Origin of the sequence: Mycobacterium sp. 852002-51971_SCH5477799-a, assembly GCF_001667145.1 — a bacterium.
Lineage (GTDB): Bacteria > Actinomycetota > Actinomycetes > Mycobacteriales > Mycobacteriaceae > Mycobacterium.
On the sequence record NZ_LZIF01000120.1, the window covers coordinates 61,582 to 75,263 of the forward strand.

A 13,682-nucleotide genomic window follows, 5' to 3' on the forward strand; every position below is an offset into this window, starting at 1 on the left:
CGCGGTCCAGTGGCCGTTCGGTATCTGTCGGCAGCGCCATTAGTGTTACCGGTGATGTCCGGGGTGTTTACGCGGCTGGTAGGCCAGGATGCGGTGACGGCCGAGTTGCTGGCGGCCGCCCACGCCGCTCGTGGTGACTCAGCCCACAGCGGCGTGGGCGCCGGGACTATGACACACGCGTGGCTGATCACCGGTCCGCCGGGTTCCGGGCGCTCGGTGGCGGCGTTGTGTTTCGCAGCCGCGCTGCAGTGCACCTCCGATGGCGAGCCGGGCTGCGGGCGTTGCCATGCGTGCACGACGACGATGGCCGGCACCCACGCCGACGTGCGACGGGTGATCCCCGAAGGCCTGTCCATCGGCGTCGACGAGATGCGATCGATCGTGCAGATCGCGTCGCGGCGCCCCGCCACCGGCCACTGGCAGATCGTGCTGATCGAGGATGCCGACCGGCTGACCGAAGGCGCCGCTAACGCCCTGCTGAAAGTGGTCGAGGAACCGCCGCCGTCGACAGTGTTCCTGCTGTGCGCGCCGTCCGTGGATCCCGAGGACATCGCGATCACGCTGCGTTCGCGGTGCCGGCATGTGGCGCTGGTGACGCCGTCGACCGAGGCGATCGCGCACGTGCTGGTCGACAGCGACGGCCTGACGCCCGACACGGCGAGCTGGGCGGCGTCGGTCAGCGGTGGGCATGTGGGCCGGGCGCGACGGCTGGCCACCGACCCCGAGGCCCGCGCGCGCCGGGAGCGGTCGCTGACGCTGGTGCGCGACGCCGCCACGCCGTCACGGGCCTACGCCGCCGCCGAAGAGCTGGTGGCCGCGGCCGAAGCCGAGGCGACCGTGCTGACGGCGGACCGCGCGGAGGCCGAGACCGAAGAGCTGCGCACGGCTTTGGGCGCCGGCGGCACCGGCAAGGGCACCGCGGGCGCGATGCGCGGTGCGGCCGGGGCGATGAAAGACCTTGAGCGACGGCAGAAGTCGCGTCAGACCCGCGCCTCGCGGGATGCCCTTGACCGCGCGTTGATCGATCTGGCGACGTATTTCCGGGACGCGCTGATAACCTCGGCCAACGCCGGCGCGGTGCGGGCCAACCATCCCGATATGGCCGAGCGGGTCGCGGCGCTCGCCGCCCACGCCCCGCCGGCGCGGCTGCTGCGCTGCATCGAAGCGGTGCTCGAATGCCGCGAGGCGCTGGCGATCAACGTCAAGCCCAAGTTCGCCGTCGATGCCATGGTCGCCACCATCGGCCAGGAACTGCGCGACTGATTTCGTGGTGTCCGCCCGCCTGCCGTAGACTCGTGCCGCCCGGCGTGCGGGTATGCCGCCTTAGCTCAGTCGGTAGAGCGATTCACTCGTAATGAATAGGTCGGGGGTTCGATTCCCCCAGGCGGCTCCATGTGATGAGTCGAGTCATGGGTTACACATGAGTCGCGTCATTGGTGACAGATCGCTCCGGCCATCGGCCGGGGCGTTTTTGTTGGTTGCGCCAGTAGTTCGTGTCGGGGTCGATGTGGTGGCTGCTGAGGATGTGGTGGCCGGTTTTGCTCATGACGGTGACGGTGTGGGTGGTGACCAGGATCAGCACTGGGGTGTGGGCGTGGGTGGCGCCGACACCGAGGTGGTGGAGGCGGCTGCCGTGGCGCAGGGTGAGTTTGCCGAATTGATCGACGGTGTCGTGGCGGATGCGCAAGTGTGCGCTGGGTTGGCCGGTGGGGTGGGCCTTGGGTCGGGCGTGGTAGGCCTGTTCGGGGGTGGTGCGTGCGGGGTGAGCGCGGTGAGCGCGTGCGGTGTTGTAGAGGATCTGGAAGGCGCCGAGCAGGGTTTGCAGTTCGGCCAGGGTGGCTGGGCGGGGTCGGGCGGCGAGCCAGCGTTTGAGGGTCTGGTGGAAGCGTTCGATTTTGCCTTGGGTTTGTGGATGGCCGGGATGCCCGTTTTTCTGGGTGATACCCAGACTGGCCAGGAGGCGTTCGAAGTCGTTGTGGCCGTGGGTAAATCGCGAGGTATAGACCGATCCGTTGTCGGTCAGGGTGGCTGCTGGCAGGCCGAATTCGGCTGCGGTGGCGGTGAAGGTAGCTACCACGTCTGCACCGTTGACGCGGCGGTGGGCGGTGCAGGCCAGCAGATAGCGGGAGTGATCGTCGAGCCAGTTGAGGATTTCGACGTCGGTGCCATTGGCCAGGGTCCAGTGGGTGAAGTCCGATTGCCAGCATTCATTGGGTTGCTCGGCTTGGAAGCGGTGATAGGAGCTGCGCGGCCGTTTGCGTGGTTGGGGGGTGATCAGGCCGTGGTGATGCAGGATGCGTCGGATGGTGGAGGCGGCCGGCACCGCCAGGCCCTGCTGGGCCAGATGTTCTTGCAGGGTCAGCGGGCCGGCGTCGAGGCCCTCGGCGGTGAGGTGTTCGCGTAGCACCACGATGGCGGCGATGACCTCGTCGCTGATCCTGCGGGGGTTGCTGGCGGGTCGTCGAGAGCGCGGATCGACGGTCTCAAGGCCGCCGAGTTGGTAGCGCTTGAGCAAGCGGTAGATGTGTTGGCGAGACAACCCGTACATGCGGGACGCCGCCGACACCGTGAGGTGACCACTGGTGACTTCAAGGACGACCACACGCGCTTTGGACATGAACCACGACTGTCACCTATGACGCGACTCATCACCCGACCACGCAGGTGTCACCCATGACTCGACTCATCTGTCACCTATGTCATGAACTCAGACACCCCAGGCGGCTCCACAGTTTCAGGCGGGTGCGATGAACCCCACCGGGCCCGATGCGAGGCACAACGCCAGCGCGGCGGTGTTGGCCCGCACGGTGATCGCGTCGCCGGCACCCGGCAGCCGGGCGAAGACCCGGTTGAGGCCCGGATGCACCGGCACTTTGACCTCGGGGCCTTGCGTCATCGACAGCGTCATCGAGCCGTCGCTGTTGGCCAGGTAGTTCAGTTCGACGGTCCAGTCGGCGGGTAGCAGCGGGCCGTCGAGAACCATGCGCGCCGGCCTGTCCGGCTGGGCGAAATAGCCGCACTGCGGCATCGGCCCGGGTGCGATGGTCCGAACCCAGGTGACCCGCGCCTTGATCAGCCGGCCCGTGCTGTCGATCATGCGCAATTGGGTTGTCGCAGGCGCGAATTCGGGCCTATCGCGCAGCAGGGCGAACAGGTGGCTGGCCAGATTCTCCGGTGCGGCCACCCGCTGCAGCACCAACGGATCGACCTCCTGATCCAGCAGCGGCGCATCGGAGGCCGCGCGCGCGTCCGCCAGAGCGGCCCGGGCGTGCTGCAGGTAGGGCTGGGCGGGGTTGTCGCGCCAGCTGGTCAGGAACGTGGCCGTCGAGTACAGGCTGCTGGCCACGAACAGCACCGCCAAAACCGTGACTACCGCGGTGCGTTTGGGCGAATCGTCGAGCCAGCGCGGCCCGGCCCGCCGGTTCGGGGCGCACAATGCCACGGCGACCAGCAGCGCCAGCACCACGACCAGATCCGGCAGGTAACGCAGCGTCTGCGCGAGTTCCAGCGCGGTCTGCTTCGACGACCGCATCAGATAGATCGGCACCTGGCAGGCCACGGCGTAGCCGACGGCGACCAGCCACACCGGTCCGAGGCGTTCCTTGCGAACCAGCGACACCGCCACGGTTCCGGCCAGCACCAGCCAGCCCAGCGCCATCACCGACAACGGGGGCGTGGCCCAGGGCGAGGCCGGCGCCCACCGGTCCCAGTGCCACGGCCCGCCGGCCAGCCCCGGCACGATGCCGTGCGTGATCGAGCGCATCAGCAGCTGCCACGTCATCGACAGGTCGGAACTCCACCGCTGCTGATTGACCACGGCCAGATACAGCGCGATCCAGGCCGCGGTGAGGGCGAGCGCGGTGATCCACAATCGCCGGCCCGCCCCCCACACCGTCGCCAGCGCCGCTGTCAGACTGCGATCGCCGGTCACGTGGCACAGCAGTGCCGCCACCGCGAACGCGACGAACGGGATCACCGCGGCCTTCTCGAAGAACAGCAGGCCGCCGAAGTACACCAGCACGCCGGTCGCGGCGTAGCGCTGGTTGCCGGTGCGCACCAGCAGGATGGCATCGGCGCACACCCAGGCCAGCGCCGCCAGCATCGGCAGCGAATTCAGCGCCGCCGCCCACCACGCGAATCCGGGCACGGCCAACGGCGTGAACAACGCGAACGTGAACGGGATCAGCAGCACCGGGCGCCAGCCCAGGATGACGTACAGCGCGCGCAACAACGCCAGCGACGCCAGCAGTTGCAGCACCACCAGGCTGACCGCCGGCCACGTCCAGTTCAGCGGCGCCAGCCGGATGATGGTGCCCGCGACCAGAAATGCCCCGGGCATGACATGGCCGTCATGGTCGTCGAACAGATACGACGGCGCGAGCAGATTGTGGGTGCCGGCCTTGCCGATGAGGATCAGGTCGTCCCAGTAGAAGTAGCCACCGAAGGCCAGGACCGCGCGCACCACCAGCTGCACCGCGATGAGCGCGGCGGCCAGGACGGCTATGTATGGTGGGCCGGTGCGTGCACTGGTTACCGGGTCGGCCGGATTCATCGGCTCGACGCTAGTCGACCGTCTGTTGGCCGACGGTCATGCGGTGGTGGGGCTGGACAACTTCGCCTCCGGTCGCGCGACCAACCTCGAGCACCTGGCCGACAATGCGGCATACGCCTTCGTCGAGGCGGACATCGTGACCGCCGACCTGGAGGCCATCCTCGATGAGCACCGCCCGGAGGTGGTGTTTCACCTGGCGGCCCAGATCGACGTGCGGCACTCGGTGGCCGACCCGCAATTCGACGCATCGGTCAACGTGATCGGCACGGTACGCCTGGCCGAGGCCGCGCGCCGCGCGCAGGTCCGCAAGATCGTGCACACCTCCTCGGGCGGATCCATCTACGGCACCCCGCCGCGCTACCCCACACCCGAGACCGTGCCGACCGACCCCGCATCCCCGTACGCGGCGGGCAAGGTGGCGGGCGAGATCTACCTGAACACCTTCCGCCACCTGTACGGCCTGGACTGCTCGCACATCGCCCCGGCGAATGTCTATGGCCCCCGCCAGGATCCGCACGGTGAGGCCGGCGTGGTGGCGATCTTCGCCCAGGCGCTACTTTCGGGCAAGCCCACCAAGGTCTTCGGCGACGGCGGCAACACTCGCGACTACGTGTTCGTCGACGATGTCGTGGACGCCTTCGTCAAGGCGTCCGGGGACGCGGGCGGCGGGCAGCGTTTCAACGTCGGCACCGGCATCGAAACCTCGGACCGCCAACTGCATTCGGCGGTGGCGGCCGCTGTCGGCGGGCCCGACGATCCGGAGTTCGCGCCGCCGCGGCTTGGCGACCTCAAGCGGTCTTGCCTCGACATCGGTTCGGCCGCAGAGGTATTGGGCTGGACACCGAAGGTCGACCTATCCGACGGGGTGGCCCGCACGGTGGAATTCTTCCGGCGGGCGCAGAACGGTTAGCCCACTTCGGGCGCCTGCGCGGACTCCATCGCCACCGCCCGGGCCAGCCGCGCGTAACGCAACTCCAGGTCCTTGAACCGCATGTAGGTGCTGAGCGTGGTGAAGCAGAAAGCCATGATCAGCGCGTAGAGCATCAGGTCGGTGCCGCGGCGCACCCCGAACCATTGCGCCACCACCGTGGTGTCATCGGGCCGCAGCACGGCGTAGATGCCGGCCAGCACGAACACCACGTAGCCGACCTTCACCCAGGCCTTCGACCGCGAATTGCGGCGCGAGCGCAGCAGATACACCAGCAGCGCAACGATCGACCCGATCAGCAGCACCTGGATCCAGTTCATGGAGTCCTCCCTCGCAGGAACCCGTCGAAAATGATGTTGACGCCGTTGAGCAGGGGCTGGCCCTTCGACATCGAGTACGCGGTGTAGAGCACCTCGATCGGTTCTTCGGCGACGCGCCAATGGTTTTCGTCGATAAGCATGATGAATTCGTTGGCGTGGCTCATGCCGCTCATGGTGATGTCCAAGCCGTCGGCGACCTTCTTGTTGAAGACCCGCAGCCCATTGTTGGTATCGGTCAGGCCAAGTCGGCGGCCGCGCCGACTCAACCGGGCGGCGGTCTGCAGCACGATCCGTTTCACGAACGGTGGCCGGGCGCCGTGCTGCGCGCCGAACCGGGTGCCGATGACGACGTCGACGTCGCCGGTGCGCAACCGATCGACCAGCGTCGCCAGGTCCTTGACGCGGTGCTGGCCGTCGGCGTCGAAAGTGGCGAAAATCTGGGCCCCCGGCTGCTTGCGCGCATACTCGACACCGGTCTGGATGGCGGCGCCCTGCCCGAGGTTGATCGGATGGCGCACCAGGTGAGCGCCGGCCCGCCGGGCGATCTCACCGGTGTCGTCGGCACTGCCGTCGTCCACGCACACGACATGGTCGAACACCGCGCGCACATCGGCTACCACCTCGCCGATGACAGCTGCTTCGTTGAAGGCGGGAATGACGACCCAGACAGCATCCGTTTCAGTACCCATTTATGCCCACAAGGTACACGCTGGTACGGCCATATCAGCCGGTAGAGCGCGCGGCGCGCGACAGAGCCACCAAATGAACACCGATCCCCACCACCGGGCCGCACAACAGCCCGACCACGGTTCGGGTCTGCAGGGACAGCGGCAGCAACAGCAGCAAGCCCGACGCGACCGTGGCGCTCACCCAACCCAGCGAGTAGGCCCGGTGCAGCGCGGCGGCCACCGCCGCCGCGCCCGTCAACGTCAGCATGGCGATCGCCACCGCGGCCGCTGTCAGCCACGCCAGCAGCGCGCTGCTGGCGTGGTACTGCGGCCCGAAGGCGACCCGCAACAGCCACGGACCCACCACGCCCGCGGCCGCCACCCCGACCGCGCCGATCGCCGCGACGATCGCCACCGGGGCGAGCAGGGCGCGAATCCGGTCGTTGCGCTCGTCGACGAAGTGGGCAATCAGGTTGCCCTGCATGGCCGTCAGCGGCACCAGCAGTGGCGCACGGGTCAGCGTGACGGCCAGGATGATCACCCCGCCCTGCGCGCCGAGCTCCGCGCTGGTCAGCTTCAGCAGCACCGGAAATCCCATCACCAGGATGGCGCTGGCCCCGGCCGCGGTGATCGAATGCGCCGCGCCCCGTAGAAAGGTCGCGGTACCCCCGGGGGTCAGCAGGCGCGCGGTGGCCCTGATCGACGGCGAGGCCATCAGCAGGATCAGCCAGGCGACCGCGCCCGCCACCGTCGCCCACAAGAATCCGACCAGACGCCAGCCCAGCGCCACGGTCGCCGCGGCCACCAGCACGCGGATGACGGCGTCGGTCACCATCAGCGCGCCGTAGCGCGTCCACTGGTTGGTGCCGGCCAGCATGCCCAGCAGGGTGGCGTGCACGCAGAACCCGGCCAGCCCGACGGACAGCAGAGCCACCGACAGCAGCCGCGCCTCGACGAACACCCGTCCGCTCCACAGCGGGGAACTGCCGGCGATCACGACGGCGGCGGCCATCCCGACCAGCATGGCGACCCGCATCGGGTGGGTGCGCGGTTCGCCGGGCACCGGCAGGGCGGCCAGGTCGCCGACATAGGGAGTCGAGCGAACTTCCCGGGTGGTTTCCTGCAGCAGGCCGTTGGCCGCGCCGGTAACCAGCCCAAAAGCCCCCCAGAACACCCCGAAGATCGAAAAGCCGCTGGGCGCCAGGTCGCGGGCGGCCAGGTAGATCACCGCGTAGCCGCACAGCGCCGTCACGGCGGTGGCGGTGCCGACCCGGGCCATGCTGCCGCGCGCCACCGGCCCCTGTGAGGCGCTGATTTCGGTCATCGGGGCGGCGGCGCTTTCGGCCGGGTTTCCCGATGTCTCGCCACAATTTGAAAATTCTATGCGGCCCGCAGCGACCAACCATCGCGGCGATCCGGTTCGCTAGTGTGGTCGGCGGCCGGAAAGGATCCATTGTCCGCTTTGCGCACCTTCGGGATCTCGCTGGTGGTCACCGCGGCGGCCCTCGGCGTCGGATATGCCTACGGCGGTTTCAAAGGCTTGTATCTGCTGTTGATGCTGGCCGTCCTCGAGGTGTCGTTGTCGTTCGACAACGCCGTCATCAACGCCTCGATCCTGAAACGGATGAGCCGCTTTTGGCAGCGGATGTTCCTGACGATCGGGATCCTCGTCGCCGTGTTCGGCATGCGACTGCTCTTCCCGCTGCTCATCGTGTGGGCGACGGCGGGCCTCGACCCGGTGCGCGCGATGGAGCTGGCCCTGCATCCGCCACCGCACGGCGCGCTCGAGTTTCCGGACGGCTCGCCCAGCTACCAAAAACTCGTCATGGCCGCGCACCCCCAGATCGCCGCCTTCGGTGGAATCTTCCTGTTGATGCTGTTCCTGGATTTCGTTTTCTATGACCGAGAAATCAAGTGGCTGAAGTGGATTGAGATCCCGTTCGCGCGCTTGGGCCGGCTGGGGCAGTTGTCGCTGGTGGTCACCGGTCTGGTGCTGGTCGGAGTCGGCACGCAATTGACGGACTCCCGTGACGAGACGGCGACGGTGCTGACCGCCGGGCTGCTGGGCATGGTGACCTATCTGGTGGTCAATGGACTGAGCCGGGCGTTTCGCCCCTCCGAGACCGAGGCGGCAGGCGCCGCGACGGGCTGGGCCGGCCTGACCCTGTTCCTCTACCTCGAAGTGCTCGATGCCGCTTTTTCATTCGACGGCGTCACCGGCGCGTTCGCCATCACCTCGGACCCCGTCGTCATCGCGCTGGGGTTGGGACTGGTGGGCTCCATGTTCGTCCGGTCGATCACCATCTACCTGGTCAGCCAGGAGGCGTTGGGCCGGTACGCGTACCTGGAACACGGCGCGCATTGGGCCATAGGCGCGCTGGCGGTCATCATGCTGGGCTCCATCGAGCCCAGGTTCGAAGTCCCCGAGGCGGTCACCGCCTCGGTCGGCGTGCTCTTCATCGCTGCGGCGCTGGGGTGGAGCATCCTGCGCAATCGCCGCGAGCCCCCCATGGCGGACTAGGGCCCGCCGGTGTGGTTCAGTGCCCGTCGGCCTTGAACCGCTCGATCGAGCGCTGGATCTCCGCCTCGGCTTCGTCGCGGCCGACCCAGTCCGCGGCCTTGACGAACTTGCCCGGTTCCAGGTCCTTGTAGTGCACGAAGAAGTGCTTGATCACGTCCAGCTCGAACTCGGGAACGTCCCCGATGTCCTGGACGTGGTCCCATCGGTGGTCACCGGCCGGCACGCACAGGACCTTGTCGTCGCCACCCTTTTCGTCGGTCATCCGGAACATGCCCACCGGGCGGGATTCGACGATCACGCCGGGAAACACCGACTGCGGCAACAGCACCATCGCGTCCAGCGGGTCGCCGTCCTCGCCGAGGGTGTCCTCGATGAAGCCGTAGTCGGTCGGGTAGGCCATCGCGGTGTACAGGTAGCGGTCCAGACGCAGCCGTCCAGTCTCGTGGTCGACTTCGTACTTGTTCCGCTGACCCTTTTGAATCTCGATGGTCACGTCGAATTCCACCGCGTCGGCTCCTTGTCTGGTAGGCAGACCAAATTTGCTCTGCTACACCCTAGTCGAGCGCATCGGCGCCGATTCGGCAGAATGGGTTCAGACAGTCAGGAGAGTGATGGCCCGTACTCGCTGGCAAAAATCCACCCCAGTGCTCATCGGGTTGGGCGTGCTGGCGTTTGTCGCCGCCGTTGTGGTGGCGGCAACGTTTTTCACCACGGCCGGACATGGCGCCAACAGCGCGCATGCCCCGATACCGCCCCCGCACGCCCCGGCGGTGAAGCCCGGCATGACCCCGGTGAGCGACACCGCTGAGCTACCCAGCGGGCCCGGCGTCGGCGCGATGCTGGCGCCGGTGGCGAGCGACCCCAACCTGGGCCGGCTCGGCGGACGTATCACCGACGCCATCACCGGAAAAGAGTTGTGGCAGGTCGCGGCCGACCTGCCGTTGGTGCCGGCCTCGACCAACAAGGTGCTCACCGCGGCCGCGGCCCTGCTCACGCTCGACCATCAGGCCCGCATCAGCACCCGCGTGGTGGCGGGCAGCCAAAACGCCCAGGGACCCGTCGTGCTGGTGGGTGCCGGCGATCCGGCGCTGTCGGCCGCGCCGCCCGGCGTGGCCACGTGGTACCGGGGGTCGGCCCGGATCAGCGACCTCGTCGAACAGATCCGCCGCAGCGGCGTGACGCCGACCGCGGTGCAGGTGGACACCTCGGCGTTCAGCGGGCCGACGATGGCGCAGGGCTGGGACTTGGCTGACGTCGACAACGGCGACATCGCGCCGATCGAGGCGGTGATGATCGACGCCGGACGCATCCAGCCTTCGACGGTCAACTCGCGGCGATCCCGAACCCCGGCCCTGGACGCCGGCCGGGAGCTGGCGAAGGCGCTTGGGTTGGACCCGAACGCGGTCACGATCGTCTCCGCGCCGTCGGGGGCGCGGCAGCTGGCGGTCGTGCAGTCGGCGCCGCTGGTCCAGCGGCTGTCCGAGATGATGGATCACTCCGACAACGTGCTGGCCGAGAGCATCGCTCGTGAGGTGGCTGCCGCGATCAACCGGCCGCGCAGCTTTGCCGGCGCCGTCGACGCGGTGACCAACCGGCTGACCACCGCTCACGTGGACACCGCGGGAGCGACGCTGCTGGATTCCAGTGGGCTTTCGGTCGACGATCGGTTGACGGCCAAGACCCTCGACGGCGTGCTGCAGGCCGCGGCGGGACCCGATCAGCCGTCGCTGCGGGCGCTGCTGGATCTGCTCCCGATCGCCGCCGGCAGCGGGACGCTGGCCGATCGCTTCACCGACGCCTCCACCGCGCAGGGCCCCGCGGGCTGGCTGCGGGCCAAGACCGGCTCGTTGACCGGCATCAACGCGCTGGCCGGAGTGCTCACCGACCGCAGCGGCCGGGTGCTCACGTTCGCGTTCATCTCCAACGACGCCGGCCCGAACGGCCGCAACGTGATGGACGCGCTGGCGACCCGGCTGTGGTCCTGCGGGTGCTCATGACGCCGGCGCCGGACCTGACCCTCGGTACCGCCGTCGACTGGAAGTTCGCGGCCGCGGTCGGCCGGCGGTTGGCCCGCCCGGGCCCGCCGTCCAGCGACTACACCCGCCGCCAGGTGATCGACGAACTCGCCGCCGCGTCCACCAGAGCCGAACCGTTGGTGCGTGACGTCACCGGCCTGGTCACCAACGGCCCGGTGCCGGCCGCCCGCATCGTCGACCGCTCGGACTGGATCGCCGCGGCCACCGAGTCGATGCGGGTGATGATGCACGGCGCCGAGAAGCCGCGTGGGTTCCTCACCGGTCGCGTCACCGGCGCGCAGACCGGCGCCGTCCTGGCATATGTGTCCTCGGGCATCCTCGGCCAATACGACCCCTTCGCCAGTAACGACGGGGCCAAAACGGGCTGTCTGCTGCTGGTGTATCCCAACGTCATCGCCGTCGAGCGGCAGCTTCGAATCGAGCCGGCCGATTTCCGGCTGTGGGTGTGCCTGCACGAGGTCACCCATCGTGTGCAGTTCACCGCCAACCAGTGGCTGCCCGACTATATGTCGCAAGCGCTGGGCCTGATCACCCGCGACGCCGGCGAGGACGTCGGGCAGGTGATCAGCCGGCTGGCCGACTACGCCCGCAACCGCGGCGACACAACGTCGGAATCCGACGCCAACTCCTCGGGGATTCTCGGGCTGGTGCGCGCGGTGCAGTCCGAACCGCAGCGGCAGGCGCTGGACCAGTTGCTGGTGCTGGGCACCTTGCTGGAGGGCCACGCGGATCACGTCATGGATGCCGTCGGGCCGATGGCGGTGCCGTCGGTGGCCACCATCCGCCGCCGGTTCGACGAGCGCCGCCACCGCAAGCAGCCGCCGCTGCAGCGGTTATTGCGCGCGCTGCTGGGGCTCGACGCCAAGCTCAGCCAGTACACCCGCGGCAAGGCGTTCGTCGATCACGTGGTCGGCAAGGTCGGGATGGCGCGGTTCAACGCCATCTGGACGGGTCCCGAAACGCTGCCGCTGCCCACCGAGATCGAAGAGCCACAGCGATGGATCGACCGGGTGCTGTAGGCCAACTGCGCGCGGCTGTCGAGGCGTTCATCAAGGCCCACCTCGCCACCGTCGAACAGTGGTGCGTGGCGCTGTCCGGCGGTCCGGATTCGCTGGCGCTTACCGCGGTCGCGGCCCAGCTGCGACCCACCACCGCGGTGGTCGTCGACCACGGCTTGCAGTCCGACTCGGCCGCCGTCGCCGAGACCGCCCGCGCCCAGGCCACAGCGTTGGGATGCGTTGGGGCTCAAGTGGTTCGGGTGCAAGTGGGCAACCGCGGCGGTCCCGAGGCGGCGGCGCGCGCGGCCCGCTACGCCGCGTTGAGCGCCTACCACACCGGCCCGGTGCTGCTGGGCCACACGCTGGACGACCAGGCCGAGACGGTACTGCTGGGTCTGGGCCGCGGGTCCGGGGCGCGCTCGATCGCCGGGATGCGTCCGTACGATCCGCCATGGTGCCGGCCGTTACTGGGGGTGCGCCGGGCCGTCACCCACGGCGCGTGCCAAGAGCTTGGGCTGACCCCCTGGCAGGATCCACACAACACCGACCGCCGGTTCACCCGGACCCGGCTGCGCACCGAGGTGCTGCCGCTGCTGGAGGACGTGCTCGGCGGTGGCGTGGCCGAGGCGCTGGCGCGCACCGCGACCTCCCTGCGCGAGGATTCTGAGTTGATCGACACGCTGGCGGCCAGGGCGCTGCCCGAGACCAAGGCGGACTCCGGTCTGCGGGTGCGGGCGCTAGCGGCCCTGGACGCCCCCCTGCGGCGCCGGGTGATCCGGACCTGGCTGCTGACCGGCGGCGCAACGAACCTGACCGACAAGCAGATTCGCGGGGTGGACGCCCTGGTCACCGGCTGGCATGGGCAGGGCGGGGTGGCGGTGGGGTCATCGCTGCCCGAGGAACGATTGTTCGCGGGCCGCCGCGACGGCGTGCTGACGCTGTGGCGCGAGCCGGTCGGCAAACCTGTCCAATAGTCGCAATATCGGGCCTGCCATTGGTTATTCGCCCGTCGTCGTGGCACTCTGTGGGCGTGGCCCAGATCTCCTCGGCGATCACCCCCGCTCAACCCGCGGAGCTGTACCCCGGGGATATCAAGTCTGTCCTGCTGACGTCGGCGCAAATTCAGGCGCGAATCGCCGAACTCGGCACCGAAATCGGCGAGAACTACCGCGACGCCGCGATCGAGACCGGCCAGGATCTGCTGCTGATCACCGTGCTCAAGGGAGCTGTGATCTTTGTCACCGACCTGGCCCGCGCGATCCCGCTGCCCACGCAGTTCGAGTTCATGGCCGTCAGCTCCTACGGGTCATCGACGTCGTCTTCGGGCGTGGTGCGGATTCTCAAGGATCTGGACCGCGACATCGAGGGCCGCGACGTGCTGATCGTCGAGGACGTCGTCGACTCGGGCCTCACCCTGTCCTGGCTCCTGCGCAACCTCAAAACGCGCCACCCGCGGTCGCTGCGGGTGTGCACCTTGCTGCGCAAGCCCGACGCGCAGGGTGCCCATGTCGACATCGCTTATGTGGGCTTCGACATCCCCAACGACTTCGTCGTCGGCTATGGCCTCGACTACGACGAGCGCTACCGCGACCTGTCCTACATCGGAACCCTGGACCCGCGGGTCTATCAGCAGTAGACGCAGCCCGATTAGCCGCGCTT

The 13,682-nt window shown here is 68.6% G+C and carries 13 protein-coding genes and 1 tRNA gene; 8 read left to right on the forward strand and 6 right to left on the reverse strand.

Translation table 11 applies throughout. The annotated features are described in order from the left end of the window. Window positions 1-54: 54 nt before the first annotated feature. The gene (locus A5753_RS22030; protein WP_067133460.1) at window positions 55-1,263 is read left to right on the forward strand and encodes a DNA polymerase III subunit delta'; all 1,209 of its coding nucleotides are present in this window, start codon (window positions 55-57) and stop codon (window positions 1,261-1,263) included. A gap of 54 nt (window positions 1,264-1,317) precedes the next feature. Further along, window positions 1,318-1,393: transfer RNA gene (locus tag A5753_RS22035), tRNA-Thr, on the forward strand. A gap of 21 nt (window positions 1,394-1,414) precedes the next feature. Here the strand turns inward: A5753_RS22035 and A5753_RS22040 are convergent. Together A5753_RS22040 and A5753_RS22045 are read right to left on the reverse strand one after the other, a co-directional pair. Then, the gene (locus A5753_RS22040) at window positions 1,415-2,617 is read right to left on the reverse strand and encodes an IS481 family transposase (protein WP_067133464.1); all 1,203 of its coding nucleotides are present in this window, start codon (window positions 2,615-2,617) and stop codon (window positions 1,415-1,417) included. Window positions 2,618-2,734: 117 nt separating this feature from the next. Beyond that, entirely contained in the window at window positions 2,735-4,552 is a 1,818-nt protein-coding gene (locus A5753_RS22045; RefSeq protein ID WP_197694770.1) for a hypothetical protein, read from the reverse strand. Here A5753_RS22045 and A5753_RS22050 point away from each other — a divergent pair. Beyond that, window positions 4,518-5,462 (forward strand): NAD-dependent epimerase/dehydratase family protein, encoded by a 945-nt coding sequence (locus A5753_RS22050; protein ID WP_197694771.1) that lies wholly within the window; start codon window positions 4,518-4,520, stop codon window positions 5,460-5,462. The genes A5753_RS22045 and A5753_RS22050 overlap by 35 nt on opposite strands. On the opposite strand, the gene A5753_RS22055 is transcribed toward A5753_RS22050, so the two are convergent. The 3 genes from A5753_RS22055 to A5753_RS22065 are packed head-to-tail and all read right to left on the reverse strand — an operon-like array spanning window position 5,459 to window position 7,792. Next, window positions 5,459-5,800 (reverse strand): DUF2304 domain-containing protein, encoded by a 342-nt coding sequence (locus A5753_RS22055; protein ID WP_067133474.1) that lies wholly within the window; start codon window positions 5,798-5,800, stop codon window positions 5,459-5,461. The genes A5753_RS22050 and A5753_RS22055 overlap by 4 nt on opposite strands. Then, on the reverse strand, window positions 5,797-6,489 hold the full coding sequence (locus A5753_RS22060) for a glycosyltransferase family 2 protein (protein WP_067133477.1): 693 nt from the start codon (window positions 6,487-6,489) through the stop codon (window positions 5,797-5,799). The genes A5753_RS22055 and A5753_RS22060 overlap by 4 nt, the downstream gene beginning before the upstream one ends. A 34-nt stretch (window positions 6,490-6,523) precedes the next feature. Further along, complete coding sequence (locus A5753_RS22065; protein ID WP_067133480.1) at window positions 6,524-7,792, reverse strand: hypothetical protein; 1,269 nt, start codon at window positions 7,790-7,792, stop codon at window positions 6,524-6,526. Window positions 7,793-7,921: 129 nt separating this feature from the next. Here A5753_RS22065 and A5753_RS22070 point away from each other — a divergent pair, with 129 nt between their 5' ends. Next, window positions 7,922-8,989 (forward strand): DUF475 domain-containing protein, encoded by a 1,068-nt coding sequence (locus tag A5753_RS22070; RefSeq protein ID WP_067133565.1) that lies wholly within the window; start codon window positions 7,922-7,924, stop codon window positions 8,987-8,989. 16 nt (window positions 8,990-9,005) lie between these two features. Here the strand turns inward: A5753_RS22070 and A5753_RS22075 are convergent, their stop codons facing one another. Next, the gene (locus tag A5753_RS22075) at window positions 9,006-9,494 is read right to left on the reverse strand and encodes an inorganic diphosphatase (RefSeq protein ID WP_067133483.1); all 489 of its coding nucleotides are present in this window, start codon (window positions 9,492-9,494) and stop codon (window positions 9,006-9,008) included. 106 nt (window positions 9,495-9,600) lie between these two features. Between A5753_RS22075 and dacB the strand changes: the two genes are divergently transcribed. From dacB to hpt, 4 genes are read left to right on the forward strand one after another with little or no spacing between them, the layout of a single operon-like run. Then, complete coding sequence (gene dacB, locus A5753_RS22080; protein WP_156656198.1) at window positions 9,601-10,986, forward strand: D-alanyl-D-alanine carboxypeptidase/D-alanyl-D-alanine-endopeptidase; 1,386 nt, start codon at window positions 9,601-9,603, stop codon at window positions 10,984-10,986. Beyond that, window positions 10,983-12,044: a zinc-dependent metalloprotease gene (locus A5753_RS22085; protein WP_067133567.1), complete on the forward strand. Its 1,062-nt coding sequence runs from the start codon at window positions 10,983-10,985 to the stop codon at window positions 12,042-12,044. The genes dacB and A5753_RS22085 overlap by 4 nt, the downstream gene beginning before the upstream one ends. Next, a complete protein-coding gene (gene tilS / locus A5753_RS22090) occupies window positions 12,023-12,997 on the forward strand; it encodes a tRNA lysidine(34) synthetase TilS (protein ID WP_067133490.1) in 975 nt (324 codons plus the stop codon). Before A5753_RS22085 ends, tilS begins: the two co-directional genes overlap by 22 nt. A gap of 50 nt (window positions 12,998-13,047) precedes the next feature. Further along, window positions 13,048-13,659 carry a hypoxanthine phosphoribosyltransferase gene (gene hpt / locus A5753_RS22095; RefSeq protein WP_067133494.1) on the forward strand — a complete coding sequence of 204 codons (612 nt, stop codon included), beginning with the start codon at window positions 13,048-13,050 and terminating at the stop codon, window positions 13,657-13,659. Window positions 13,660-13,682 lie beyond the last annotated feature (23 nt).

Coding starts and splice junctions, on each gene's coding strand:
- A5753_RS22060 (WP_067133477.1), bottom strand. CDS start 6,489: ATGGGTACTGAAACGGATGCTGTCTGGGTCGTCATTCCCGCCTTCAAC.
- A5753_RS22030 (WP_067133460.1), top strand. CDS start 55: ATGTCCGGGGTGTTTACGCGGCTGGTAGGCCAGGATGCGGTGACGGCC.
- A5753_RS22045 (WP_197694770.1), bottom strand. CDS start 4,552: ATGAATCCGGCCGACCCGGTAACCAGTGCACGCACCGGCCCACCATAC.
- A5753_RS22040 (WP_067133464.1), bottom strand. CDS start 2,617: ATGTCCAAAGCGCGTGTGGTCGTCCTTGAAGTCACCAGTGGTCACCTC.
- A5753_RS22065 (WP_067133480.1), bottom strand. CDS start 7,792: ATGACCGAAATCAGCGCCTCACAGGGGCCGGTGGCGCGCGGCAGCATG.
- dacB (WP_156656198.1), top strand. CDS start 9,601: ATGGCCCGTACTCGCTGGCAAAAATCCACCCCAGTGCTCATCGGGTTG.
- tilS (WP_067133490.1), top strand. CDS start 12,023: ATGGATCGACCGGGTGCTGTAGGCCAACTGCGCGCGGCTGTCGAGGCG.
- A5753_RS22055 (WP_067133474.1), bottom strand. CDS start 5,800: ATGAACTGGATCCAGGTGCTGCTGATCGGGTCGATCGTTGCGCTGCTG.
- A5753_RS22085 (WP_067133567.1), top strand. CDS start 10,983: ATGACGCCGGCGCCGGACCTGACCCTCGGTACCGCCGTCGACTGGAAG.